This window comes from Desulfuromusa ferrireducens (genome assembly GCF_055389805.1).
This window is the reverse complement of sequence record NZ_AP042415.1, coordinates 4196423-4221602: the sequence shown is the minus strand read 5'-3', so window position 1 is coordinate 4221602 and position 25180 is coordinate 4196423. Positions and strand designations below refer to the sequence as shown.

The following is a 25180-nucleotide window of genomic DNA, read 5'->3' as shown; positions in this document are numbered from 1 at the left end:
TTGTCTTTGTTTCAACCGCCACATAAGTCAGTAACGATCATCGTTGCCGCTTTTATTTACCTGCTTTTAAGTGGTTTGCCGGTGTGCGCGCAGAAAATTGTCTTGATGCCGATGGCCGACATCAGCAAGGGGGGCAATGGGGTCAACTTTGGGTATACCAAGGCGGTAGAAACTGCCCTAAAGCAACATGGGATTGAGCTGGTTTCAAGAAGTGAGGTCATGTTGTTTATGGCCAAGAACAAGGTGCGTACCTATCAGTATCTTGACAGCTATATGGTTAAAAAACTGGGTGCCGAATTCGACTGCTCTTTGGTCCTGATCGGAACAATTACCGAAGCGGAAGGTGCTGAACCCTCGATCGGGATCACGTTTACTGCTCTGGATACGGCTGACGGGAACCCGGTCTGGTCAGCATCCGACGCAACCAGTGTCCGGGAGCAAGTCCGTGTCCTCGGCCTCGGTCAACCGGAAAGCTCTACCGAACTGGCTCGGCCGCTATTGAAAGAGATCCTGACACCACTGGCGAAGTTTGCCCGCGAATCGGAATTATCGGAAAGTCGCGATTTCCAGTTGCTCGGTATGTACCTATTCCCTGCCTACGTCCAGGGTGGGCAGGTGGTGGAAGCGAATCTGAAAATTCGTTTTCTTGGCAAGCGCCCGACCTTGATTGCCGCTGAAAGCGCAGCCGGGATCAGTTATTTGCAATATGACCGTCGCACCGATAGTTACCAAGGCAAATGGTTCGCTCCAAGTGCTGAAGATAATTACAAAGTTGGCCTGCGTATTGAGTGGGGACGTGAGCAAACGGTACAGAAGGTGCAAAAGGTTGCCAGCTATGATGTGATCAACTCTCCGCCAGGATTGTTACTGGAAATTAAAAAGGGCATTCAGGTTGGGCAGCGCTTGGCACTGAAAGACCACATTCTGATTTTACCGCGGATCGGGGATGCCCGTCTGCTGGCCGGTTGGGGCTTGGAAATCAAGACCGGTCGCGGTGATACCGTCGTCTACGAAGAGTATGAGGGGGAGGTCCCGGAGCGGATGGTCTGGGAGGGGCGCAGTTCGGACGGGTTCATGATGTCCAACGGAACCTACGTTATTACACTGCATATATGGGATTTGGCAGGAAATAAATCGAGTGATACCCGGACAGTCGTATTGCAGGCTTCGGCTCCGAACGTTCGGGCCAGGATCACTCACCTTGAAGGCAAGGCCTTTTTGGCCTTGTCGGTCGAAGGAGCGTTCGAGTTCCCGATTACCTCCTGGGAGGCCGTGCTGCAATCGCTTGGTGGCGAGACCCTGATCAGTGAGCAGGGGACGGAGCTTCCGGTATCTCTCGAGTTCAAACCTGTCGAGGGAGAGCAGTACGTGATCTTGACGGTCAACGGAAATGACCAGTTGGGCAACAGACTGCGGATTAAACGGCAGAAAATGCCGATTGTTGAGTTGGAAAAAGAGATTAAGGAACAGAAAGCTGAATCCTGGGTGCCGGACTTCTGATGACAGGCCAGACTGTACTGAAATATATCCTGCTTTGTGCGCTGTTTTCGTTAACTGCCTGTACCGGGCGTTCGCCACTGCAGACACGGGTGACCGCCGGTGCTGAGACCAATGTCTGCAATGTGGCCGTGTTGCCTTTTGAAAGTTGGACTCGTACGCCAGAGACCGGATTGATTGCATATCGACTGTTCAGTTCTGAACTGATCGGTAGCGAGCAGTTCAATGTCGTTGCCGAAGGGGATGTCGGCCTGTTTCGATTGCGGCAGCGGCTGTTGCCTGGAGCGACGTTACACAAGTCCATCTATAACGCTATGGCCGAACAGATGTCTGCCGATGTTGCGGTCGTCGGTCGGGTCGTCGAGGCAGGGATGGACAGCCGGCATGGTGCTGACAGGGTGCCGTTTGTCGCTTTGCAGGTCGACCTCTACGACCTGCGTACGGACCAGATGCTGTTGAGTACTGTGCATCAGCGTTGGGGGGATGAGTATCGTAAAATTATGCATTTCGGCCTCGTGACCACTACGAGCGGACTGTTGAAGATAATGTCACAAGAGATCATCAATGATTGGTTGTCTAAGGGAGTAAGATGTCGATGAGAAGAATTGGTATTCGCTTTGTCCTATTGTTTGTTTTGCTGGCTGTCTGTCTGCCGGTTCCTGTTGTTGAGGCTTTCTGGGGGGGCAGTGATTATTTAGTAGAAATCAACGATGTCAAATTTACAGAAGAGGATTATCGGCATTGGTGGAATGAGTGGCAGGATCCAGGAATGGCTGTTCATGAGTCACTGGACGAATACATCGATTTCATGTTGCTCGCTCAAGAAGCTGAGGACATGCAGCTGACTGAAAATCCAAGTTACAAGAAAAAACTCCTGGTTTTTCTTAAGGTTCGCGCGTTGATGCAGCTTAAGGGGGAGGAGATCGACGCAAAAAAACAGATCCCAGCCAAAGAGGAGCTTTGGGATGCTTACGTAAAAGAATACACGCCGAAGATGGATCTGCAGATGATCGCTGTTCAGGAAGAGGAACAGGCCGACGTTATAAAAGGATTTATGGATGCCGGAGTACCCTTCTCTGAGCTCACGTCTGCCGCTGGACTAAAAGAGATCGCCGAACAGGTTGATGCGACCGGGCCGATGCGTTACACGCGGATTCCGGAGCAGTTGCGTGACGCTGTTTTGACCTTGCAACAAGATCAGCATGCCGGGCCGGTGCTATTTGGTCACGCCTGGTATTTTGTCAAGGTGCTTGAGCGCCAGGAGGGCACCGAAGAGGATTTTGAAACGGTCAAGCAATCGTTGATCCGCAAGAGCCTCAAGCAGCAGGAGTATCAACTCACCCAGCAGTTGATGGAGCGATTGCTGGAGCAGGGCGAAGTGGTGATCGATCGCGACCTGATTGCCACCATCGGTCCTGACGGCCCGGCAGCCGAGGATGCCGACAAGATTGCCATCACCATCGGCAGCCTCAAGGTGCCGGCTTCCTTCCTTTATGCCTCGGTCCTGAAGACGCAGAAGACGCGTGGCATGGCCAAGCGTAATGCTGAAGACTTCGATGAATCGAAGAAGCGGATCGTTGATGATATCCTGGTTCAGACCTTAACCGAAAGGGAGGCGATGGCTCGTCACTACGAGCAGATTCCGCCGCTGAAGTATGTCTTTGATTTCTACTCTCGGTACCGCTTGATCAAGGAATTCGAGGAGTCAGTGGTGCGTCCGGAGGTGAAGGTGACCGATGAGGATATTGAGGCCTACTATAAAGAAAATCCAGGCCGGTTTTCCCAGGAGGGGATGATTGAGTATGCCATGGTGACCACCAATGAGAGCGAACTGGCCAGTAAAATAAGTCAGCAGCTCAAACAGGGGGAGGATTTCTTCACCATCATGGAACCGATCTCGCCGTCCGGGGTCAAGATTGAAAAGAAACCGTTGGCCCAGTTGCAGCCAGTTATTCAGGAGGCGATCACACCGCTCGCTTCGGGACAGATTGCGACGGTCGTCGAGGGCAAGAATACGCACTTCGTTAAAGTGGTGCGCAGTGCTGAAAAACAGGTCGTTGCCCTTGATATGGTTCGTGACATGATTACCGAAACCGTCAAGAAGGAGCGTTTTAAAGAGGTTCGCGATAGCTATCTCAAACGGTTACGCGAACATTCAGTTATCAAGCAAGACCAGGGTGCGTGGAAAACGTTGCGCAAGCAATTGCAGGAGGAGAATGCCACAAATGAATCCTAAACGTTCTTTGACTCTGATGGCACTGCTGCTCGGTGCATTGCTGGTCTGTTGTCTGCAGTCCTGTGCGCCCGGATCTGCACCGTCCAAGGGGGGCAAGTCTTGTCTTGATTGCCACGAAGAGTACCGCACCCTGTTTGCTGAAGGAGTGGTCCATCAGCCGGTTAAGTCCGGTGATTGTGCCGGTTGTCACCGTAAGCATGGTATCATCGGTGGGGCCTATCTGAAGGTTGAAGGAGCGACGCTCTGTTACACTTGCCATCAGCCGCTTGCTCTTGAGCTGGCCGCAAAAACACAACTGCACGGTCCCATCAAAGAGGGCAATTGTGCGGCTTGCCATCAGCATCATAATGCCCCTGAAGCGCAATTGTTAAATAAACCTGCCGGGCAACTCTGTTTCGATTGCCATGCTCAAGCGGACTTTCAACGTAAGTTTGTTCATCCGCCGCTGGCTGAAGGCTGCCAGACCTGTCACGAAACCCATGGGTCAACTGTTGAGCGCTTGTTGATTAAAGAAGAAGGGCAGCTCTGCAAGGATTGCCATAAGGTTGGCAGTGGCCCCTTTGTTGCCGCTCACGGCAATTACCCGGTGACCGGCAACTGCTCCAGCTGTCACAGCGTTCATTCGGCGGATAATGCTAAGCTGCTGAAAGTTTTCACCCACCAACCGGTTGCCGCCGGTGAATGCCAGGGTTGCCACGCTGCACCTGATGCCGCGCAGCCGTTTGCCATCGCCGATAAATCTGCGCAGCTCTGCTTTAGTTGTCATTCTGAACATCAGCAGCGTTTCACCGGGGCAAAGGTTCATGCCCCGGTCGCTGATGGTGACTGTTTTGCCTGTCACGATCCTCATTCCAGTGATTTTGTCGGTATTTCCAAGCAGAACCCGCAAACCCTCTGCTTTGAGTGTCACAGCTTTAAATTTTTCGGTAACGAACCAGAGCTGCAGCATCCCGGCAGTGTCCATACCCCTGCGGGGGCTGGCGATTGTCTCTCCTGTCACGGACCACATCTGCCTGCTGCCGGCGAGTCGGTGTTGCTGCGTAAATCAGCCAATAAACTGTGCCTCGACTGTCACGATGAGCAGGCTGAGCGTAAACGGGTCAATCATGATCCGGCCCAGGAAGGGCAGTGCTTAACCTGTCACCTGCCGCACGAAAGCAGCTATGACGGGGTGTTGGTTAAACCGCAGCGGGCACTCTGCGCCGAGTGTCATACGGTTGTAGGCGAAGATCTTGGCCAACCGAACCTGCACCGCCCCTTTGTTGCCGGGAACTGCGCTGCTTGTCATGCACCACACGGTGGCCAAAACAAGACCTTGCTGCTTGCGACAGGCGCTGAGTCCTGTGGTCAATGCCACGGGGTTATCGAAATTGAACGGGAGCAGTCGAATCGACATGAGCCCTTTACCGAGGGACGTTGCGAGTTGTGTCATCAATCGCATGGCAGTCGCTTGCCGTTCTTGTTGTCCCAGGACGCCAGTGTGCTCTGTGTAAGTTGTCATGCTGATCGCCAGCCGCCAGAAGGAACCCCTGGCGGGCACCAGAACTGTTCGGTCTGTCACCACGCGCATGGTAACGACGAAAGCAGCTTCTTGCTCAAGTCGCAGCCCGACCTCTGTCTGGGTTGTCATAATGTCGATCAGTACTGGAATAATGGTGTTGGTCACTCTCCAGCCGTTGATGGCGATTGCGCTGCTTGTCACAATATCCATGCTCCCCAGCTCAGTGTTGCAAAACGTGCCGATGCTTCGGTCTGTGCCGATTGCCATGAAGTCGATGGCAAAACGCTTGCGGGGACTCACAATGGTATCAGTCCCGGCGAGAAGAGTTGTATGGGTTGTCATGACCCGCACGGCGGACCAGATGCTTCTTTGACCCTGCCGGTCAAGCACGCACCCTTTGCGGAAGGCGACTGCGCTTCCTGCCACAAGGGAGATAGATAATGAATGTGATGAAGTCATTAACGATAATGTCCAGCCTGTTGTTGTTGCTGGTAGTGGCGCCCTCAAGTTACGCAGTTGACTGCTTTGAGTGTCATGACGCCGCGGATTTTAAAGGCCGGGTGGTGCACTCGCCGGTAGCTGACAAGGATTGTTTGAGTTGCCACGGACCGCATGTGTCTCGGCAGAAAAAACTGTTACTCGACGTCGAGAAAGACCTGTGCTTTAGCTGTCATGAGCAAGTCGCCGAGACGATCGGCAACAGCCGGGTGCTGCACGCTCCCATCCGCGAAGGGCAGTGTACCGGTTGCCACTCGCCGCATGCCGCCGCGCACGACAAATTGCTTAATCAGGCTGGCAGCGCACTCTGTTTCGAGTGTCATGAGGATCTGCAAAAAGATTATAAGGTCAGCCATCGGCCTTTCAGCCAGGGGAAGTGCAGCGTCTGTCATGAACCGCACGGTGGCAGTGATAATCGCCTGTTAAAGAAGGCTGGTAGTGATCTTTGCCTCGGCTGTCACAGTGCCAATAAGGCACTTCAGGGCAAGCACCTCAATATGGATTTGCGTCGGATTGATTGTCTCTCCTGTCACCATCCGCACGGTGGAGATAGCCGCATCCTGTTGCGCGCCGTCAGTCATCAGCCGTTTGCTGATCGTGATTGTCAGGTCTGCCACGGCGCAGAAATGACCGTCGAAACTTGCTTGCAGTGCCACGACGAGGTCCTTAATTCCTTTAACAAGGTGCATAATCACCTGGGGATTGCTGGCAACGGCAATCCTTGCGTAGCTTGCCACGATCCGCACACCGGGGATCTGCCTAATCTGCTGCCGACCAATATCGGTAACGTTTGCCGGGATTGTCACGCTGACACCTTCAGTCGTCGCGAGAAAAATCTGCACATGCACGCGGGCTGGAACCTCTGTTCCGATTGTCACCAACTGCACGGGACCGATGGCGTCGCGATGTTGAAAAATGACAATAACGTCTGCGCCGAGTGTCACGACCAGCACAAGGGCTTTACCCATCCGATCGGTGAAGATTCCATCGACCCGCGAAATAACCAGCCGATGGACTGTCTGACCTGCCATAATGCCAACGATGGCTCCAATTATCGCTACTTTTTGCGTGGTAGTGGTGAGCGCGGTCTCTGTGTCCAGTGTCACCAGAGCTACTGATGGGAGAACGACTGATGAACTATAAGAGAATTAGCCTCGCTGTCGCTGTCCTGCTGATCTGCCTGGGGAGCATCAGTGTTCAATCCGCCGTTGCTGCAGGCCCCTGGAGCTACCTTTTGCAGCTGCCCGCTGCCGATTCGGGAGTTAAAATCGGCTTGCCCAGCGCGCTGTCGGTTGATGCCAAAAGTGGTCGCTATTATGTGGTGGATGCAGCCGGTGGCCAGCTGGTTTCTTTTGACAAGGATGGTAAGTTTATTTCCGCCTTTAATGCTGGGGGAGAACTTAAAAAACCGGTTTCTTTAGCACGGACATCATCCGGTGTGCTTTGGGTGGTGAACCGTTCCAGCAACGATCTGCTCTATATTAATCCGCGTCAGCAGAAAGTGCAGCCCTATCAGCCAACCTATGCCGATGGCGCAAGAATTATTCCTGCCAAAGTCGCGGTTGATGAAAAAAACCGTTTGTTTGTTCTCGATCAGCGCCGTGGAGCCATTTTACAGCTTGATGATAGCTTGCAAGTGGTTCAGAATTACAGCGGTGATAAGGATTTTCGTGGCTTTGTTGATTTTAAGCTTAAGGGACGTGACCTCTGGGCCTTGGACGGTTTAGCGCGGAAAATTTATCGTTTTTCAGCCAACGGCGAAATCGCCCAGGTTGTTTCTTTGCAGGGCATGCAATTTCCGGTGGCTTTGGAAGTTGATACTGGCGGCCAGTTTTATGTCCTTGATCGCCATGCTGGCACCATCGAGGTGTTTGGTCCGCAGGGAGAAAAGCGTTTCGACTTTCTCGGCAAGGGCAAGCGTCATGGCCAGCTCTGGTATGCCAAGGATCTGTTGTTTGATTGGAAACAACGGCTGTGTATTGTTGACGAAGGTAACGCCCGGATCGATATTCTGACCCGATAACTACAACACTGCGGCGGGGCAATATGATTAATTCACCGAAGACAAGCAGGTTCGTGATGGTTGATCAAAAATCAGCTTTTACCGGACAGTTTACGCTTTTGACAGTGCTGCTTTGTCTGCTGTGTGTTACACCGGTATTCGCCCTTAAGGCGGGGCTTAATTGTTCTGACTGTCATACCATGCACCACAGTCAAGGCGGGCAAGCTCTCAGCAGTTGGGGCGATGCCGGTCCTTATAACGCTTTGCTGGTAACTGACTGTGCTGGCTGTCACTCGGGGGATAATGCTCCCGGGAGCATGCCTTATATCACCTCTTTTTCCGCGCCGATTTATGGAGCCAGTACCCTGGCTGGCGGTAGCTTTTACTGGGTTAGTCAACCGATGGGCGATAGTGCCGGACATAATGTCTTTGGTTTAACGGCCGTCGATGCGACTCTTGGCACCCCGCCCGGATTTAACGGTGCTTTTTCTGCCGCCGATGGGAGTGTCCCGGGGGCGGGCAGTTGGTCGACTGGACAACAGGTGACCTGCGCTGGAGTTTACGGTTGCCATGGTAGTCACACTAGCTCGGTGATGGAGACGGCAATATTTGGTGGTCACCACGATAATCTCAGCGGAGCGATCAGTTCTCCGGGAAGCAAAGCTGGCAACAGTTACCGAATGTTGGTTGGTGTGGCTGGGTATGAAGATCCTGCCTGGGAATTAACACCGACTGCGACGGCGCACAACCAATATAAGGGCCTCGATGGTGCAACGGATGACACGACGATCAGTTCATTGTGCATGCGCTGTCATGGTGAGTTTCACCAGCAGTCCGGCTTTGATGTCTGGACTCAGCATCCGGTTGAGTATGATCTGTCCAATACCGCAATGGGCTCTGAGTATCGGGACTTTGGTGGCCTCGGCCATGATTACCAAATCGATGTGCCGCTTGGCAGTACCTCGGTCTTAACGCCGCTGGGGAGTGTTTCTCTGTCCGGCGGAGAAGCGGTGATTACCTGTATTACCTGTCACCGTGCCCACGGTTCGCCCTATTATAAGATGCTGCGCTGGAATTACGCTGCGACTGCCGGTGAAGGCTGCGTGGTTTGTCATACGTCGAAAAGCTGATCCGTTCGGGTCTGTTTGCAATCAACCATCCGGGGAAGACGATGCTCTTTAAGCGATTCATTCTCATATTGATCCTGTTGTTATTGGCTGCTTGTGGCGGTACTCCGCAGTCCGTGGCGAAAAAATCTGTTAAGGCGCGCGCCGGACAGGCGTTGCTGACGGTTTATCTCGGCAGCTCCGGGACCGTTGAGGTCGCTGGCAATATTCAGCTTGAAGCTATCGCTGTTGAGGTTAATGACGTCTGGATCGGTCTTGGCTTGCAGTCGGGAGAGATTGATTATCAGCAACAAAAAGGCCAGCAAATGCTGCTTGGTGCAGTGGTCGCTCCGCTCGGCGAACACCAGCGGCTGCGTTTACGGGTTCGTGGCCTGCCTGGTAAAGATGAGGTTCAGCAGTTTGTCGTCACTTTGCCGGAGCCGTTGGAATTACGTTCTGGTGACAGCAAATGTCTGTTTATCGATTGGCAACTGATTGCCGAACAGCTTGGTAGTCAGCAGTTGGTGGCTCGGTTTACCGCTTGGGGGCAGGGCCAGACCCTTAGTGGCGAACTGCTTTATGTCGCTTGTCGTGAGATCGATACCGTTTATGTTGTGCGGATGGATATCAACGATGTCGTCGCCTCGTTTGGGGTGCCGGGCCCGCTCGCCGAAATTCGACTGCATCAACGGAAGTTGTATATTCTCAGCAGCGGCAAAAGATCCATCTTTGTCTACGATTGCCTTAATGGCCGGCTGATTGATCAAATCGCTCTGCCGGGTTCCGTTTCGCCGCAACACATGGCGCTTTCAACCGATGGGACCTTTGCCTTTGTGACCGATGCCGGCGCCGGTGAAGTCTTGAAGGTTGATCTGTTGGCAGGTACTTTGGTCAACCGGGTCTTGATTGGTCATAAGCCGCAGCGCATTATTGCTTTTAGCGATGGGCAAGAGCGTTTAGCACTTGTCGCGCCAAATTCACAGCAGGTTTTCATTCTTGATGCTGGTAACCTACAGACAATTCGCCGTATTCCAGTTGGCAGTCGCCCCGTCAGTTTGCTGTTTTTTAATCGGTCGCTTTATGTTGTCGAACAAGGCTCACAATCTGTGGCCGTATTTGATCACCGGTCCGGCAAGCAGCAGGCAAAGATACCGGTCGGTTTTAAGCCTGAGTATATTCAAGCCATCGACCGCAGTAACGCCTATGTCAGCAATTCGGGTGAGTCCAGCTTGAGTGTTCTGCATGCCGGACAGAATGTTGCTTTGCGTAAAATCTCTGTCGGCCAGGCACCGGGTGAGTGGAGTTATTCGGAGCGCAAGCGGTTGCTGTACGTCGCTAACGGTCCTCTTCAGCGGTTGACTGTTCTCAAGCGGGCATCAGGGACTTTGCTCAAAGAAATACCTCTTGGCGGGGAACCTACTTCGTTGTCTATTTTAGAATAGTTGCAACCCCTGATGACCCTTCCCGAAGATCATTATAGTCAGCTTTTTTATTAGCGGAAATTTAGCTCTTCTTGTGCTGTTTAGCGAGATGACGTTATTTAACGGTTTTTTGCTGCAAAAGACCGGCTAATGAGTATTTGTGGGCCATAATTAAAGTTCGGTAATGCCCTTAAATGACTGAAAAAACGTCGTAATTTGCTTGTTCATTAGTTGCGTGTTATGTGGAGATAGTTGGCCGATTTTGGTATGGAAGATGCATTTTCATTTTGTTGTAATCGAGCTTAATTGTGATGTTTGGTATTTTTATCATTAAGTAGTATTCAGCTTGGCTGATTTGTTGTTTAATGTGGATTTTGTTTGTTCCTTGTTTTCAATACGTTGACTATCTTGAGTTTTTTTCGGACATTTTTTAATGATCAGTAATGGAGTTTTGATGCGTTTTGTCAAAAAGCTAGTTTTGTTGCAGGCCGTCGTTGCCGTCACTTTTGCTCTCTCCGCAAGCCTGTCTATGGCGGCGGTTACTGGTGACTGTGTTAATTGCCACACCATGCACAACAGTCAGGATGGGAGTGCGGTCGCGAAGATATACGATGGGGCTACAGATTCGATGGTCGAGTCGACGGCTCAGGTTAATTTGCTTACTTCTGACTGTCTTGGTTGTCACACCAATGCCAGCGGCAATGCGACCATCGTTGCTATCGGTACTGGCAATAAGTCGCGGGTTCCAATTGTTTTGACCGGCAGTGCGCCGAACGATACTCCCGGTGTTAATGCAGGAGTGAGCAATGTTCTGGCGGGTGGAAACTTTTTTTGGGTTGCCAACGGTGATGATAATAAGGGTCACAATGTTTTCGGCCTGCGCGGTACCACCTTTGCCGTCAACAAGGACACAACATTGACCGAGGCACCCGGTAACTTTCAGGTCGTCGGGGATAGTAGTATTTGTAACGATTGCCACGGTACCCTGGCGACAGAGAACTCTGGCTGTCAAGGATGTCATTTTGCCGCTCACCATGTTGATGATGGAATTGATAATCCATTGGTCGCTGAGGGGGACGGTTGGTATCGTTTTCTCTCGGTCGCTACGATGGTCAGTGTGAAGAACCCCAGTACCAATACCCGTAATATTTTGTTAGCGGTCCCCGGTGTGGCCGGCGTTGAGGATTCCAATTGGGAGCAGAACCCCGCTTCGCACAATGTTTACAAGGGCGCGGAGGCCTTTTCTGTCGGTGGTTCCGGCGGCGTCAGCGGCAACAGTATCGGTATGTTCTGTACCGGTTGTCATTCCCGTTTTCACCATTCCGGTGGTGCTGATACCGATGGCATGATGAATGCCTCGGGGGCCTGGATCCGTCACCCTTCGGATGTTAAACTGGTTTCCGACCCCGGTGCCGGAACGGAGTACGAAGAATATACCTATACCTCGTTGGCACCGGTGGCCTATCAGGACATTAGCGCTGCAGGTGTCGGTACGACCGAGCTTGTCACGTGCATTTCCTGTCACCGGCCACATGGGTCGAGTTTTCCAGATATGCTGCGCTGGGATTATGGGAATGATTGTAAAACGGGTACTGCGAATGCCGCTTGTGGCTGTTTTGCCTGTCACACGGCCAAAGACGATATCTAAGTAACAAGGTTTTTTTCCAGGAGGTTGATCGAGTCACCAATGGTGGTGTACAAGATCAAGATTTAACCAATTGTTAAGAGGGAGGCGACAAAAAATGAAAACTAGTAAAATTCTTGTAGCTCTGATGAGCGCGGCCATGCTGCTCATCGCCGGTAATGGCTTTGCAGCTATCACGGGTGGTTGTGTGGACTGCCACACTATGCACAACAGCCAGGATGGTGCATCCATGCGTTACGATTCTGACGGAATGGCACCTGCTGAGTTGCTGTTGCGTGCTGGTAGTTGTCAAGGTTGTCATGCCGACACAACCAATAACGGTGGCGCAACAGGTAACACCCTTGACACCGCCCTGATTCCGCAGGTTGATGCAGCGACCATGGCTGCTGCCGGTTCCGGTGGTTCTTTTAATTGGGTTGCCACGGCCGATACTGTCGCTTCTAGTGCGACTGGCCATAACATTGCAATCTTGGCTGGTATCGACCGGTCGCTCACAAGTGTCCCTGGCTACACTGATCTCGCTGACGCCGGTCGTGGTGTCGACTCCTGGAATCCACAGAATCTCCAAGTTACTTGTGCTGGAGTTAACGGCTGCCACGGTACTAATGCTGTTAGTGAGTTTGACGCCGTTAAGACTGCTCACCACAATAATGATGGTAACGATGGGTCCGCTGTTCTGGCAGGTACTGCAGGGGATATCGGTTCCGGCTTCCGGTTCCTGGACGGCATCACCGGTATTGAGTCGAGTGAATTTGTTCCGACCGTTACCGACCACAACGTTTATGCTGGATCGACTGATGGCACAGCTACTGACACCATCAGCGCTCTTTGTGCCCGTTGCCACAATAAATTCCACCGTCGTGATCAAGCCGTCCTGACCGAAGGTATCGGCGGATCAGCCAGTCCTTGGCTGCGTCACCCGACCGATATCGATATGGAAGATGTGGGCTATGATGGCACCGAATATGCTGACTATACATTTGATATCATCGCTCCGGTTGCTGCTGTAAATTTGACCGGTATGACCTCCGCTGCTAGTACTGCTGACTACGCGAATAAGGTCGTTAACTGTCTGTCCTGCCACTATGCTCACGGTTCTGATGAGCCTGATCTGTTGCGTTGGACTTACTCTGGTATGGTTGCCGGTACTGCAAATACAACAGGCTGTTTTAACTGCCACACAGCTAAAGACGGAACAGCCGGTAACTAATTACGCTGTGTCTTCTGTTTTTTTTAAAGGTCGGCCTTCGGGCCGGCCTTTTTTTTGCTCTGCTGATCGGTTTTTGCGGTTGCCGAGCTACGGCGACTCTGTTAAATTATAGAATCTTTATGTTTGTTGCTCCTGCGCGCCAATTCCGTTGCAGATCGACACCTCGCAAGATGATGATCTGCGCGGCAATCGAGGGAGATCTTCCTTGAAAAATCTACACCTGATAGTCCTGTTTTGTTGCCTGTCGCTATTACTGGCCACTGTTCCCGCTGTCGCAAAGTCCTGTAATTCCTGCCATAAAAAGGTTGCCGCCAAGGGCCGTAGTGGTCGCTTTGTGCATCAGCCGTTTATGAAGGAAAAGTGTGAGCAGTGCCATATCGCCGGAAAGAGCGTCGCGAAGACGGTGAAGAAATCTCCGTTGGCGATTGAAAAAGCGCAGGTGGCAAAAATTCGCTGGTTCCAGACCGTCTCCGGCCGTCAGCAGGAGCATTGGTTGCGGTTGCCAGCAAGCAAACTATCGGGCCCTTTGTATGTCAAGGCAACCGATGGCCGGATGCGCAGCCCGGTGCGGCAAGTGGTGCTGCCAAAGAGTGGCTTAGCGCAGAAGAGCGATGATCATCAGCCACCCAAGCAGTCCAATCTGCTGGTCTCCGATGTGCGCCGCGGCATCAGCACCACCGCGACGCTGCAGTGGCAGACCGATGAGTTCAGCGATTCCATTGTCTATTATGGGGTCGATAACCTGCGCTCGGTGAAAACCGATAAGCAATTGCTGCGTCAACATACGCAAGTTCTGCTCGGTCTCGATGCGGACAAAACCTACCAGTATCAGATCGTCTCGCGAGATCTGTTCGGTAATGAAACAAAGTCCCCGGTTTCGACCTTTACCACCGATAAGTCTTTCTGGGATCAGTCTGCCAATTATCGGGCAGACAGTTCTTTGGCCAGTGACATCGAGTTGAACTGGCAGCTGTATCGGGTCAAGGATGATTTTCTGGTTGAGGTCAAAGCGGATCGTCCGGTGTCGGTCTCATTCGGCATGGAAAACAGTGTCGTGGCCCGCAATACCAAAGAGCGCGAGGTAGACACTGCCGGACAATTTTCGCACCCGATCCTGAAGAGTTCTCTCGATACCAATGTCAAGGTTTGCAAAGATTGCCACACCGGTGTCCGCGAAGAGTATTCGCACCCGATCAAGGTGCGGGCGCGCAAGGGGATGGTCATCCCTCCCGAGTATACGCTCTTGCCGGATGGTACAATGAGTTGTATGTCCTGTCATGACAATCATGCGTCTAATCATGAATACCGGCTACGGAAATCGAACAAGGCGGATTTGTGCCGCGGTTGTCATAGCGAATATTGATTGTATTTTTATTAACAACTTTTGTGACTAAGGGTGGAATCTATGCCGTCTTTTAAGGATCGTAAGAAGCTCAACCTGGCTGTAAAGCAGGAATTTCAGCGGTGGATGCTCAAGCAAGTCCTGCTGGCTGTCGTGGTGAGCGCGGTGGTCGCGGCGATCATCCTCTATTTTTATGCCCGTCAGGAAGTGGTCGGTTCCTTCTTCGATGCTCACGTTAAGATTCGTCGGGTCAGTGATCTGCTGTTGCCGGTGGTCATTGCTGGATCTGTCGCCAGTTTGGTCGTTGGCGTGGTGCTGTCTTTGTTTTTACCGCAGAAAATTGCTGGGCCTATCTATCGCATTGAGCAGGGTTTGCAGGCTATCGGTGAGGGTGACCTGACAACGGTCATCAAGTTGCGCGATGAAGATACCTTGCTTGATCTTGCTGATAACGTCAATCAGGCAACGGAATCTTTGCGGGCTCGAGTTCATGCGGCGAAAACCGGCTGCCTTGAGCTGGAGAAAGCTGTTTTGGCGGGCGAGGCTGAGAGATATCCTGAGCTTATCCGTCAGCAAAAAGAATTTATTGATAAGCTGATTACTTGATTTTTACCTCGGGGTGCATTTAATGACAACTGAGCCGTTTAAGCGCTGTGAATCTTGCGGCAAGGTCTGGTTGACTCGGGATGAGTTTATGGCTGATGGGGAGATCGTCCCGATTGGCTATCAGGCAAACTTTGTTGCCCTTGACAGGGGGCTGTTCCTTTTTAACCATAGTTGTCACGGAACCCTCTCGTTAGAAGTCCATATTTTTGCTGATCTATATGATGGGCCCATGTTTGAAGAGCGTCTGATTGGTTCCGATAGCTGTGCCGGTTATTGTTTGCACCGCAATGTTTTGCGCCCCTGTCCAGAAAAGTGTGAATGTGCTTATGTTCGTGAAATTTTGAATCGCTTGAAAGGCATCTCCGGGCAAGGGGCTTGACTTTTTCATTTGAAAATTCTAAATTATCCTGTGTTTAACTAACAGGAGAGCCTGTGTCCAAAAGTTTCACTGTCGTCATAATCCCGAAAGATGAAAAAAAGATCCGTCGACTTAAGGTTCGCCGTGGTGTTGTCAGATTTGCTGTCGCCAGTGCTCTGCTGTTTTGCGGCCTTTTCTCTGCTTTGCTTGTTTCGCACCTGGAAAACCAATTCGAGCAGTCGGAGTTGTCGCGCCTGCGCGTTGTCAACGCTCAGCAGCGGCATGATCTGCAGCGCTTGGCGACTGCCGTTGATGGGATGCGCGAAGAGTTGGCCGGTCTCGCTGAGACCGAAGCCCGAGTTCGTCAGTTGGCCGATTTCGATCACTCCCCTCAGGCGGTTCCTGTCGCTATCGGCGGTATCCCTGAAAGTGACAACGCCAATGTTGTTGATGAGATCCAGCAGCGCATTAATCAGTTGCAGCTGGCGATTGATCTGCGCCGTCAAAGTCAGGAAGACGTTCGTAGCCTGTTGAACGATCAGGTTTCGCTCAGTCGTGCGACGCCAAAGGGTTGGCCGACCAAGGGCTGGATTACCTCTTATTTTGGCATGCGCCAGATCCCCAACGGCACCAAGCGACGAATCCACGAAGGTCTTGATATTGCCGCAAATACCGGCACCCCTGTGTATGCCACTGCGGATGGGGTTGTTGTGCGGGTCGATTATTCTGCCAGTTACGGCAATGCTGTTGTGGTTGATCATGGCTACGGATATCGCACTCTGTATGGACATAATTCAAAGAATCTGGTTAAGCGTGGTGCTCGGATCAAGCGCGGTGACAAGATTGCTGAAGTGGGCAACACCGGTCGTTCCACCGGCCCTCACGTCCATTACGAAGTGCAGTTGAGTGGTGTTCCCATCGATCCTCGCAAAAGCCTCTGATCGGCTGATTTTACCGATTTGAATGATTTTGACCCTGCTTCCCAATTGATCAATTCCGTATATTTCTAAAGTTCCTCCAGTCAAATATTTATCTTGCCTGCAAGGCCCATAATCTCAGCCTTTTAGCCCGTGTTATTGCTTGTTCCTCTCACTTTTCATGTGCTACTATGCCGGCTATTGTTAGCGTCATTTGACGTTATTTCTGATCGTTCAATAATCGCTGCAGCTTGTCTGTGGATAGTGGAGTTTTATAAACGATGATTCGTGGTTTAGTTAAAAAGTTTGTTGGTAGCAGGAATGACCGGGAACTAAAAAAACTGCAGCCGCTGGTCGGCCAAATTAATGCTCTTGAGCCTGAATGGGAAAAGCTTTCAGACGATCAACTGCAGGGAAAAACGGTTGAATTTCGCCAACGTTTAAGCGACGGCGAAACACTTGATCAGTTGCTGGTCGAGGCCTTTGCGACCGTGCGTGAAGCGAGCCGTCGGGTTCTCGGCATGCGCCATTTTGATGTTCAGTTGATTGGCGGCATGGTTCTCGATTCCGGCAAAATTGCTGAGATGAAAACCGGTGAGGGGAAGACCCTGGTTGCGACCTTGGCTGCGTATCTGAATGCCTTGCCCGGCAAGGGTGTTCATGTTGTCACCGTCAATGATTACCTGGCGAGTCGTGACGCCGAATGGATGGGGCAGATCTATGAGTTTCTCGGTTTGAGCGTCAGTTGCATCGTTCATGGTTTGGATGATCGACAGCGTAAAACGGCCTACAATGCGGACATAACCTACGGCACGAATAACGAGTTCGGCTTTGATTATCTGCGCGATAATATGAAGTTTGATCTCGAAGAGTACGCCCAACGACCGTTGCATTACGCAATTGTTGATGAGGTCGATTCAATTCTTATCGATGAGGCCCGGACTCCACTGATTATTTCCGGTCCGAGCGAGTCGTCGAGTGAACTCTATTACAAGGTTGATCAGATCATCCCCCGGCTCAAGATGGGGGAAACCATCGAGGAACGCGATGGTAAAATCGGCCAGTCAACCAAGCGTCATACCGGTGAATACACCGTTGATGAAAAGGCCAAGTCGGCCTCACTGACTGAGGACGGGGTGTCGACGGTTGAAAAACTGTTGAATATCGATAATCTGTACGAGCCGCAGAACATAGAACTGTTGCATCATGTTAATCAGGCACTGAAGGCTCATGCCCTGTTTAAGCGCGATGTCGATTATGTGGTCAAGGATGGTGAGGTTCATATTGTCGATGAATTCACCGGTCGTCTGATGCCGGGGCGGCGCTGGAGCGATGGCTTGCATCAAGCAGTTGAAGCCAAGGAAAAGGTCAAGATTGCCAATGAAAACCAGACGTTGGCGAGCATCACCTTCCAGAACTATTTCCGCATGTATGAAAAACTGGCGGGAATGACCGGTACCGCGGATACCGAAGCTGTAGAATTTAACGAGATCTACAAGCTCGAAGTGGCGGTTATTCCGACCAACCAGCCGCTGCAGCGTCAGGATCGCTCAGATGTTATTTACAAAACGGAGAAGGAAAAGTATCTCGCTGCGATCGATGATATCGTTGAATGTCATAAGAAGGGGCAGCCGGTATTGGTTGGTACCATTACCATCGATACTTCGGAGGTGCTTGCCGCTTTATTGAAAAAACGCGGCATTCCGCACCATGTTCTCAACGCCAAGCAACATGAGCGTGAGGCCTATATCGTCGCTCAGGCGGGCCGTAAAGGCGCGATTACCATTGCAACTAATATGGCTGGTCGCGGAACCGATATCGTCCTTGGTGGTAATCCCGAGATGATGGCTCGCGCTGAAGCCGCCTCCGCAGATGATCCGGAAGCACGTTACCAGGAGATATTCGCCGGCTTTGAGGAGCGTTGTAAGCTTGAGAAGCAGGAGGTACTGGAGGCTGGCGGTCTTTATATCCTCGGGACCGAGCGACACGAATCGCGGCGCATTGACAACCAGTTGCGCGGTCGTTCCGGACGTCAGGGTGATCCTGGCAAGAGTCACTTCTACTTGAGTCTGGAAGATGACCTGTTGCGGATTTTCGGTTCGCAGCGCGTTGCCTTTGTTATGGAAAAGCTGAAAATCCCCGAAGGGGAGCCGATCGAACACGGCATTATCAGCAAAGCCATCGAGAACGCCCAGAAAAAGGTTGAGGCCCATAACTTCGATATCCGTAAGCATCTGTTAGAATATGATGATGTCATGAATCGCCAGCGCGAGGTTATCTATGCCCAGCGCCGCGAGGTTCTGGCTGGAGAGCAGCTTAAGGAAACTATACAGGGTATCAACGATGAGACGGTCGAAGATATGATCGCTTCATTCTGCCCGGAAAAAACGATGGCCCAGGAATGGGACTGGGAACGCTTACTGGAGGATTTCGGCAATCAGTTTGCCTTTCACCCTGATCTCAGCTTGATCGATCAGGAGACGGCCAGCCGGGAAGAGCTTGAACAGTTGCTTAAGGAACAGGTTGCTGGTCGCTTGGATCATCGGGAAGAAGAGTTCGGTTCGCAGCTGATGAAGCACCTGATGCGGGTGCTGCTGTTGCAGGCGATCGATTCGCAGTGGAAAGATCACCTGCTATCAGTCGATCACCTCAAGGAGGGCATCGGTCTGCGCAGCTATGGGCAGAAAAACCCGAAGGAAGAGTACAAGCGCGAAGCCTACAGCCTGTTTATGGAGATGATGGGGCGGATTCGCCAGGAAGTGCCGCAGAAATTATTCCGTATCCAGTTGGCTCGTGAAGAGGACGTTGAGCAAATGGAGGCCCAGCAGCGGCAACAGAAAATTGAGATGAACCGTATTGGTGGGGAGAACCAGGCGCGTAAACCTTCGACCCGCGATGAAGATAAAATTGGTCGTAATGACTCCTGTCCCTGTGGTAGCGGCAAAAAGTATAAGAAATGCTGCGGCAAATAGGGCTGCTTGACAGGTATGTAATCTTATGACGGAACAACAGCATCAACTAGAACCGGCTATTTTGCTGATAGATGATGTCCCGCTGATCCTTGATCTTCTGCAGGATATTTTGGAAAGCAAGAATTACCGTGTGATCCGCTCGGAAACCGGGAATAAAGTGACGGAGATTCTGGACCGTGAGCACATCGCGCTGGTTTTTTGCGATGTCTCGCTGCCCGATATCAATGGCGTCGAAGTCCTGCGCATGATCAAACAGCACACCCCGGAAGTGCAGGTTGTGATGATTTCCGGCCAGCAGGATTTTGATATCGCTCGGCAGGTGTTGCGCGACCGAGCTCTAGATTTTCTCGTTAAACCCTTCTCGCAAGATGAGGTTCTGGAGGCTGTTAATCAGGGGTTGAGCGCCTACCGTCATGCCGTCAATCAGAGCAAGGCGCGGATTGAGGCGCAAAGGCGCATGGCTGATCTGGTTTTGCTGAAAAAGATCGGCGAAACAGCCAGCTCTGGAAGTAATCTGCAGGAATTGTTCGACCTTATTCTTGATTCGATTGTCGATTCAGCCGATGTTGAAGTCGCATCACTGATGCTGGTCGAAGATGACGGCTTACTGCATATCGCTGCAGCACGGGGTCTGACTGAAGAAATTATCAGTTCGGTGCGGGTCGCATCTGGAGAGGGGATATCGGGACACGTCCTTGCGACGCGCGAGCCGGTTCTGATCTCGAACCTGGCCCATGATAGCCGTTTTAAAGGCATGGATGGCGGCAAGCGTTATAAGGATCAGTCGTTACTGTCAGTGCCGATTTCGGTCCGTGATGGGATCGTCGGGGTTATCAACGTCAACAACAAGCGTTCCGGTGAATCTTTCGCTTTAGAGGATCAGAACTTACTGGTGGCCATCGCCAATCAAGTTGCCTTGGCGATGGAAAACTTTGAGCTGGTCAATAGCTTGCGTGCTCAAGCCGCAACTCTGGAACGAACCAACGATGATCTTGTGCGAATGAATCGTGCCCGGACCCGTCTGGTCTGCAATTTGTCGCACGAATTGAAAACACCATTGACCTCAATTCTTGGCTATGTCGACCTGTCGCTGCACTTCTATGAAAAACTGTCAGATGACGATTTTAAAGAGCACTTGCGACTGGTTCGTGAAGAAGGAGAGCGTCTCGAAAAACTGATCACCGGAATGTTGCGACTTTTTTCTATCGAATCAGAAAGGGAAATCTGGCGCTGGAAATCATTTGGTGTGCCTTGGTCCATTGCCGATTCCTTTCAGTATTACAATAAGAAAATGGCGGCGCGCCAGTTGACTTCGGAAATCGACATCAGCGACGACCTGCCTGAGATCTACGGCGATCAGGAAAAGTTTGGTATGGCGTTCAACTGCCTGGTTGATAATGCGGTCAAGTTTAATTGCGATGGTGGTTTGGTGAAGGTTAAGGCGGAATCTCGATTGCATGATGGGTTGGAATATGTCTACCTGCAGATTTCCAATCAGGGGCTGACGGTTCCCTTGGAAGCACACAATACAATTTTTAATTCCTACACTCAGCTTGGTAATATCGACACTGAGAAACCGCATGGTGTTGGGATTGGTTTGGCGTTGGTCAAGGTTGTCGTTGATCGGATGATGGGAGATATTTTCCTCGAAGAAGTTGACGGGGAAGGGACCAGCTTCGGGATGCTGTTGCCGACCGAGAATACTTATAATCAGATAAAGGTTAACGGATGAATAATTTTGATCTTCCGGCAGGGTTTCGTTTTTCAGCAATGGCGAGCGGCATCAAGAAATCTGGGAAACTTGATCTTGCCTTGATCTGCTCAGATCAGCCAGCCAGTGTCGCCGGGGTTTTTACCCGCAATAAGGTGATTGCCGCTCCCTTACAATTGACCCAGCCGCGGATTGCTGCAGGTCAGTGTCAGGCTGTGTTGATTAATAGTGGCAACGCCAATGCCTGTACCGGAGAGCAGGGGATGCAGGTTGCGCGACAGACTTCCCGTCTGTTGGCGCAACAGCTGTCGATTGCCGAAGAGCTTATTGCCGTTGCTTCAACGGGGGTCATTGGCGCGCAAATGCCGGTTGCACCTTTTGAACAGGGGATTCCCACGCTGGTTGAGTCTCTTGCTGTTGATCAGGCCTCGGTTGTTGCTGAAGCGATAATGACAACGGATGCTTTTTCGAAGATCGCCGCCGCTCGGGTTGAAGGCCCAGACTCTTCGTACCATATCCTCGGGCTGGCGAAAGGGGCCGGGATGATCCACCCCAACATGGCGACCATGCTTGGCTTTGTGTTGACTGATGCCGCCGTAGCTCCCGAATTGTTGAAAAGCGCGTTGCCCCAAGCGGTGAAAAACAGCTTTAATTCGATTACCGTTGATGGCGACACCTCGACCAACGATATGGTTCTGTTGCTGGCCAACGGCGCCTGTGGGGCGGAGATGATTCAACCTGGTACTGCGGCCGCTGAGCAATTCTGTCAGCACCTTAGTCGGGTGTTGCTTGATCTGGCAAAGATGATTGTGCGTGACGGCGAAGGTGCAACCAAGGTGGCTGAAATTCGGGTGTCTGGAGCTGCGAGTGAAGAGGTGGCCAGGACTGCAGCAAAATCAGTCGCGATGTCCTCGTTGGTAAAGACTGCCTTTTTTGGTGAGGATGCCAATTGGGGACGGATTATTGCCGCCGTCGGCTACTCGGGAATTGAGGTGGATCAGAATCGGATCGATATCAGTTTTAATCGGATTCCGGTCACAAAGAATGGTTTGACAACCGGGCCTGAGTTGGAACTGCAAGCGACAGAGGTTCTCAAGCTTGACGAGTTTGTTGTGCAGATTGAGTTGAATCAGGGGGAGGCCAGTGCCAGTTATTACACCTCTGATCTCGGTTATGAATATATCAAAATCAATGCCGATTACCGTACCTGATTGATGCCTGATGGATAACCCCGCCCCGTTAATCGACCATACCTTGCTTAAGCCGGACACAACAGAAGCGCAAATTCTCTCTCTTTGTGAAGAGGCGGTTGAATATGGCTTCGCTTCAGTTTGTGTGCCGCCAGTTTTTGTACCAATTGCTGCCGACCGGCTATACGGTTCTGTGGTCAAGGTATGTACTGTCGTCGGTTTTCCCTGTGGCTATAACAGTTTACGGCAGAAGGTTGCAGAAGCTGCTGAATTGGTCGCTCTGGGTGCCGCAGAGATCGATATGGTTATCTCGGTCGGCCGGTTGCTGGAGCGGCGTTTTGAACTGGTGGAAGAAGAGATTGCACAAGTGGTTATCGCGGCCGAACAGGCCCCTGTGAAGGTGATCATCGAGTGTTGCTATCTTGATCGAGAGCTTATGCAGCGGGCAACGCAGCTGGTAGTGAATGCTGGTGCTGCCTATGTTAAAACTTCGACCGGTTTCGGATCTTCTGGCGCCCTTGAAGGGGACGTTAAACTGCTTGCTGCAACAGCCGGCGGACGCATTGGTGTTAAGGCCGCTGGTGGAATACGTGATTATGCAACATGCCAGCAGATGATTGTTGCCGGTGCCACCCGGATTGGTTCCAGTGCCGGGGTAAAGATTGTTACCGAGTGGTCAGAGCGTCAGGGTGCCGTTGACTGATATGTTTCAACGCGTCGTTTTGATTGTTCTTGATGGTGTTGGTGTTGGCGCCTTGCCTGACGCTGCCGCTTATGGTGATGAGCATGCGGCAACTTTACAGCATGTCATTGCTGCAGTTGGTGGCTTGCGGCTACCCCAGATGGGTCGACTTGGACTCGATCGTATTATTTCAACTCCTGATATTTCGGCCACCCCTGTCGCCGGTGCTTATTGGGGGGAAATGGCTGAAAAAAGTCCCGGCAAGGATTCTGTCACCGGCCACTGGGAGCTGTCCGGTGTCACCCTTGATTCTCCGTTTGCTACCTTTCCTGGTGGATTCCCGGCCGAAATTATTAATGCCTTTATTGCCGAAACAGGATTGACGCCACTGGGCAATATCGCTGCCAGTGGAACGGATATCTTACGCGCGTTAGGTGCTGAGCATCTGCTCACTGGCAGACCGATTGTTTATACCAGTAGTGATTCGGTTTTTCAGATTGCTGCGCACGAAGAAATTATCCCGCCGCAAAGGCTTTATGCTATCTGTCGGCTGGCAGAAAAAATTATCTATCCGTATAATGTTTGTCGCGTTATCGCTCGTCCATTTATCGGCTCCTGTGCCGATGATTTTCAGCGCACCTCCGGGCGTCATGACTATCCACGTCAGCCAACGTTGCCAACGCTGCTGGATAAAATGCTAAAGGCCGGGCTGGAGACCTGTGGTGTCGGGAAGATCAATGATCTTTTTGCCGGTCAGGGGCTTTCGTCTGTCATGCCAACAAAAAATAATACCGAGGGCATGGATACGACTATAGCCGCCCTTGAAAAAATAAATCATGGCCTGGTCATGACCAATCTGGTTGATTTTGATATGCTTTACGGACATCGACGTGATGCCATAGGGTTTGCTGCAGCCTTGAAGCAGTTTGATGATTGGTTGCCACACCTGTTTAATTGTTTGAAATGCAACGACCTGTTGATCATTACTGCCGATCATGGTTGTGATCCCACGACTGCTGGGACCGACCACAGCCGCGAATATGTGCCGTTGATGGTCTGGTCCTCCGGGCTGAGTCGCTCGGGGAGTTTAGGTGTTCGCCAGTCGTTTGCTGATGTCGGCGCCACTGTGGCGGAGAATTTTTCCCTCGACTTTCATGCCGGGATGAGCTTTCTTGAAGAACTTCGCTGATAGAGGGTTGTCATTTGTTTCTTTTTCGATGGGGGCTGAAAATGGTTAGATATTTTCTCTCATTATTAATGGTTTCCGGTCTTTTCGTCTGGACGGCTGAGGCATCCGCTGTTCGCGTCACGGATGCTGTGATAACCACCGCCATTGAAAATCAGATGCCGGTAGATCGTATCGACGTTTACCCTGCCGATTATGGGAAGTTATTTTGCTTTACTCGAATTGTCGGGGCTGAGAAAGATACTCAGGTAACGCACGTTTGGTATTATCAGGATGATGAACTTGCCCGGGTGGATTTGTCGGTCGGTTCAGCCGACTGGCGGACTTATTCCTCAAAACGTTTTCTTCCGCAGTGGGCTGGTGAGTGGCGGGTTGTTGTGCTCGATGTCAATGGGGATCAATTAACAACCGTTCCTTTTGTCCTTAAGTGATTTGTTGTAATAAAAAAGGCGGCCCTGCTGGGTCGCCTTTTTTATTACGATGGAGTGCGAACTTATTTTTTCTTTTTGCCACGAGCCGCACGAGCCTTGGCCAGATTGTCGGCCAAACCACGATCAATGGCCATCTGTCGTCGGCTTTCAGAGTAGTTTTTAGCCGCGAGGGATTGACTGCGCGGGATGTCAAACTGCTTACGATATCCTGAGGCGGTCATATCGTGAGAAGTTTTTAGATGCCGGGATAAGGTTTTAAAGCCTTTTCCGCAGATCATGCAATAAATTTTATCTTTACCGAAGGCTTTCTTCCGTGTTACTGCCGGAGCATCTACTGACGTTTCGGCCTGTTCCAATGATTCGCCTTTTTCAAGGGAGGTAAGGGCGCTATGAACTTCAGAGAGTTCTGCTATTAGCTCTTCTTTGGACATTGGAGTTGTCGATGCGTGTGCTGCGATAATTTCAGCAGCCATTTCCATGATTGTTGCCATTAAAACTCTCCTTCTTTACGATGGACGGTTAAGTATCTGATGATTTGTATGGCCCCCCACCTCTCTTATAGAGGTTAGTTTAAAGCCTGATTTGATATGAAAAGCAAGGGTAAAATTATTTTGAACTTTTTTGAATACTTAATTTAAATAGCAGATATGTTTTATTTATCAACTTAAC

At 51.3% G+C, this 25180-nt stretch carries 21 protein-coding genes; 20 read left to right on the top strand and 1 reads right to left on the bottom strand.

Annotated elements, in window-relative coordinates; all coding sequences use genetic code 11:
• The 20 genes from ACZ5PT_RS18965 (at window position 1) to ACZ5PT_RS18870 (ending at window position 24511) form a co-directional block, all read left to right on the top strand.
• On the top strand, window positions 1-1500 hold the full coding sequence (locus tag ACZ5PT_RS18965; RefSeq protein ID WP_464264583.1) for a hypothetical protein: 1500 nt from the start codon (window positions 1-3) through the stop codon (window positions 1498-1500).
• Entirely contained in the window at window positions 1500-2096 is a 597-nt protein-coding gene (locus tag ACZ5PT_RS18960; RefSeq protein ID WP_464264582.1) for a hypothetical protein, read from the top strand. Before ACZ5PT_RS18965 ends, ACZ5PT_RS18960 begins: the two co-directional genes overlap by 1 nt.
• Window positions 2093-3733 carry a peptidylprolyl isomerase gene (locus ACZ5PT_RS18955; RefSeq protein ID WP_464264581.1) on the top strand — a complete coding sequence of 547 codons (1641 nt, stop codon included), beginning with the start codon at window positions 2093-2095 and terminating at the stop codon, window positions 3731-3733. Before ACZ5PT_RS18960 ends, ACZ5PT_RS18955 begins: the two co-directional genes overlap by 4 nt.
• The gene (locus ACZ5PT_RS18950) at window positions 3723-5675 is read left to right on the top strand and encodes a cytochrome c3 family protein (protein WP_464264580.1); all 1953 of its coding nucleotides are present in this window, start codon (window positions 3723-3725) and stop codon (window positions 5673-5675) included. Before ACZ5PT_RS18955 ends, ACZ5PT_RS18950 begins: the two co-directional genes overlap by 11 nt.
• Window positions 5675-6850: a cytochrome c3 family protein gene (locus tag ACZ5PT_RS18945; protein WP_464264579.1), complete on the top strand. Its 1176-nt coding sequence runs from the start codon at window positions 5675-5677 to the stop codon at window positions 6848-6850. Before ACZ5PT_RS18950 ends, ACZ5PT_RS18945 begins: the two co-directional genes overlap by 1 nt.
• 14 nt (window positions 6851-6864) lie before the next feature.
• Window positions 6865-7755 carry an NHL repeat-containing protein gene (locus tag ACZ5PT_RS18940; RefSeq protein ID WP_464264578.1) on the top strand — a complete coding sequence of 297 codons (891 nt, stop codon included), beginning with the start codon at window positions 6865-6867 and terminating at the stop codon, window positions 7753-7755.
• A gap of 56 nt (window positions 7756-7811) precedes the next feature.
• The gene (locus tag ACZ5PT_RS18935) at window positions 7812-8864 is read left to right on the top strand and encodes a cytochrome c3 family protein (protein WP_464264577.1); all 1053 of its coding nucleotides are present in this window, start codon (window positions 7812-7814) and stop codon (window positions 8862-8864) included.
• Window positions 8843-10282: a YncE family protein gene (locus ACZ5PT_RS18930; RefSeq protein WP_464264576.1), complete on the top strand. Its 1440-nt coding sequence runs from the start codon at window positions 8843-8845 to the stop codon at window positions 10280-10282. The genes ACZ5PT_RS18935 and ACZ5PT_RS18930 overlap by 22 nt, the downstream gene beginning before the upstream one ends.
• Before the next feature lie 433 nt (window positions 10283-10715).
• Window positions 10716-11909 carry a cytochrome c3 family protein gene (locus ACZ5PT_RS18925; protein WP_464264575.1) on the top strand — a complete coding sequence of 398 codons (1194 nt, stop codon included), beginning with the start codon at window positions 10716-10718 and terminating at the stop codon, window positions 11907-11909.
• Window positions 11910-12003: 94 nt separating this feature from the next.
• Window positions 12004-13116, top strand: coding sequence for a cytochrome c3 family protein (locus ACZ5PT_RS18920; RefSeq protein WP_464264574.1), 1113 nt, complete (start codon window positions 12004-12006; stop codon window positions 13114-13116).
• A gap of 205 nt (window positions 13117-13321) precedes the next feature.
• Entirely contained in the window at window positions 13322-14479 is a 1158-nt protein-coding gene (locus ACZ5PT_RS18915) for a cytochrome c3 family protein (protein ID WP_464264573.1), read from the top strand.
• Between the two features lie 42 nt (window positions 14480-14521).
• Window positions 14522-15064: a HAMP domain-containing protein gene (locus ACZ5PT_RS18910; RefSeq protein ID WP_464264572.1), complete on the top strand. Its 543-nt coding sequence runs from the start codon at window positions 14522-14524 to the stop codon at window positions 15062-15064.
• Window positions 15065-15086: 22 nt separating this feature from the next.
• Entirely contained in the window at window positions 15087-15443 is a 357-nt protein-coding gene (locus ACZ5PT_RS18905; RefSeq protein WP_464264571.1) for a hypothetical protein, read from the top strand.
• Window positions 15444-15496: 53 nt separating this feature from the next.
• On the top strand, window positions 15497-16363 hold the full coding sequence (locus ACZ5PT_RS18900; protein WP_464264570.1) for a M23 family metallopeptidase: 867 nt from the start codon (window positions 15497-15499) through the stop codon (window positions 16361-16363).
• 257 nt (window positions 16364-16620) lie between these two features.
• Window positions 16621-19311 carry a preprotein translocase subunit SecA gene (secA, locus tag ACZ5PT_RS18895; RefSeq protein WP_464264569.1) on the top strand — a complete coding sequence of 897 codons (2691 nt, stop codon included), beginning with the start codon at window positions 16621-16623 and terminating at the stop codon, window positions 19309-19311.
• Between the two features lie 25 nt (window positions 19312-19336).
• Window positions 19337-21043 (top strand): GAF domain-containing sensor histidine kinase, encoded by a 1707-nt coding sequence (locus ACZ5PT_RS18890; RefSeq protein ID WP_464264568.1) that lies wholly within the window; start codon window positions 19337-19339, stop codon window positions 21041-21043.
• Complete coding sequence (gene argJ / locus ACZ5PT_RS18885; RefSeq protein WP_464264567.1) at window positions 21040-22233, top strand: bifunctional glutamate N-acetyltransferase/amino-acid acetyltransferase ArgJ; 1194 nt, start codon at window positions 21040-21042, stop codon at window positions 22231-22233. The genes ACZ5PT_RS18890 and argJ overlap by 4 nt, the downstream gene beginning before the upstream one ends.
• Window positions 22234-22243: 10 nt before the next feature.
• Window positions 22244-22915: a deoxyribose-phosphate aldolase gene (deoC, locus tag ACZ5PT_RS18880; RefSeq protein ID WP_464264566.1), complete on the top strand. Its 672-nt coding sequence runs from the start codon at window positions 22244-22246 to the stop codon at window positions 22913-22915.
• 1 nt (window position 22916) lies between these two features.
• Window positions 22917-24083: a phosphopentomutase gene (locus ACZ5PT_RS18875; RefSeq protein ID WP_464266767.1), complete on the top strand. Its 1167-nt coding sequence runs from the start codon at window positions 22917-22919 to the stop codon at window positions 24081-24083.
• Between the two features lie 41 nt (window positions 24084-24124).
• On the top strand, window positions 24125-24511 hold the full coding sequence (locus ACZ5PT_RS18870; RefSeq protein ID WP_464264565.1) for a DUF2914 domain-containing protein: 387 nt from the start codon (window positions 24125-24127) through the stop codon (window positions 24509-24511).
• Between the two features lie 62 nt (window positions 24512-24573).
• Here ACZ5PT_RS18870 and ACZ5PT_RS18865 read toward each other — a convergent pair whose 3' ends face one another.
• Window positions 24574-25002, bottom strand: coding sequence for a Ros/MucR family transcriptional regulator (locus ACZ5PT_RS18865; protein ID WP_464264564.1), 429 nt, complete (start codon window positions 25000-25002; stop codon window positions 24574-24576).
• Window positions 25003-25180: the final 178 nt, after the last annotated feature.

Excerpts from the sequence above, each read along its gene's own strand:
- ACZ5PT_RS18960 (WP_464264582.1), top strand. The coding sequence starts at position 1,500 with ATGACAGGCCAGACTGTACTGAAATATATCCTGCTTTGTGCGCTGTTT.
- ACZ5PT_RS18955 (WP_464264581.1), top strand. The coding sequence starts at position 2,093 with ATGAGAAGAATTGGTATTCGCTTTGTCCTATTGTTTGTTTTGCTGGCT.
- ACZ5PT_RS18950 (WP_464264580.1), top strand. The coding sequence starts at position 3,723 with ATGAATCCTAAACGTTCTTTGACTCTGATGGCACTGCTGCTCGGTGCA.
- ACZ5PT_RS18945 (WP_464264579.1), top strand. The coding sequence starts at position 5,675 with ATGAATGTGATGAAGTCATTAACGATAATGTCCAGCCTGTTGTTGTTG.
- ACZ5PT_RS18940 (WP_464264578.1), top strand. The coding sequence starts at position 6,865 with ATGAACTATAAGAGAATTAGCCTCGCTGTCGCTGTCCTGCTGATCTGC.
- ACZ5PT_RS18935 (WP_464264577.1), top strand. The coding sequence starts at position 7,812 with ATGGTTGATCAAAAATCAGCTTTTACCGGACAGTTTACGCTTTTGACA.
- ACZ5PT_RS18925 (WP_464264575.1), top strand. The coding sequence starts at position 10,716 with ATGCGTTTTGTCAAAAAGCTAGTTTTGTTGCAGGCCGTCGTTGCCGTC.
- ACZ5PT_RS18920 (WP_464264574.1), top strand. The coding sequence starts at position 12,004 with ATGAAAACTAGTAAAATTCTTGTAGCTCTGATGAGCGCGGCCATGCTG.
- ACZ5PT_RS18910 (WP_464264572.1), top strand. The coding sequence starts at position 14,522 with ATGCCGTCTTTTAAGGATCGTAAGAAGCTCAACCTGGCTGTAAAGCAG.
- ACZ5PT_RS18905 (WP_464264571.1), top strand. The coding sequence starts at position 15,087 with ATGACAACTGAGCCGTTTAAGCGCTGTGAATCTTGCGGCAAGGTCTGG.
- secA (WP_464264569.1), top strand. The coding sequence starts at position 16,621 with ATGATTCGTGGTTTAGTTAAAAAGTTTGTTGGTAGCAGGAATGACCGG.
- ACZ5PT_RS18890 (WP_464264568.1), top strand. The coding sequence starts at position 19,337 with ATGACGGAACAACAGCATCAACTAGAACCGGCTATTTTGCTGATAGAT.
- argJ (WP_464264567.1), top strand. The coding sequence starts at position 21,040 with ATGAATAATTTTGATCTTCCGGCAGGGTTTCGTTTTTCAGCAATGGCG.
- deoC (WP_464264566.1), top strand. The coding sequence starts at position 22,244 with ATGGATAACCCCGCCCCGTTAATCGACCATACCTTGCTTAAGCCGGAC.
- ACZ5PT_RS18875 (WP_464266767.1), top strand. The coding sequence starts at position 22,917 with ATGTTTCAACGCGTCGTTTTGATTGTTCTTGATGGTGTTGGTGTTGGC.
- ACZ5PT_RS18870 (WP_464264565.1), top strand. The coding sequence starts at position 24,125 with ATGGTTAGATATTTTCTCTCATTATTAATGGTTTCCGGTCTTTTCGTC.
- ACZ5PT_RS18865 (WP_464264564.1), bottom strand. The coding sequence starts at position 25,002 with ATGGCAACAATCATGGAAATGGCTGCTGAAATTATCGCAGCACACGCA.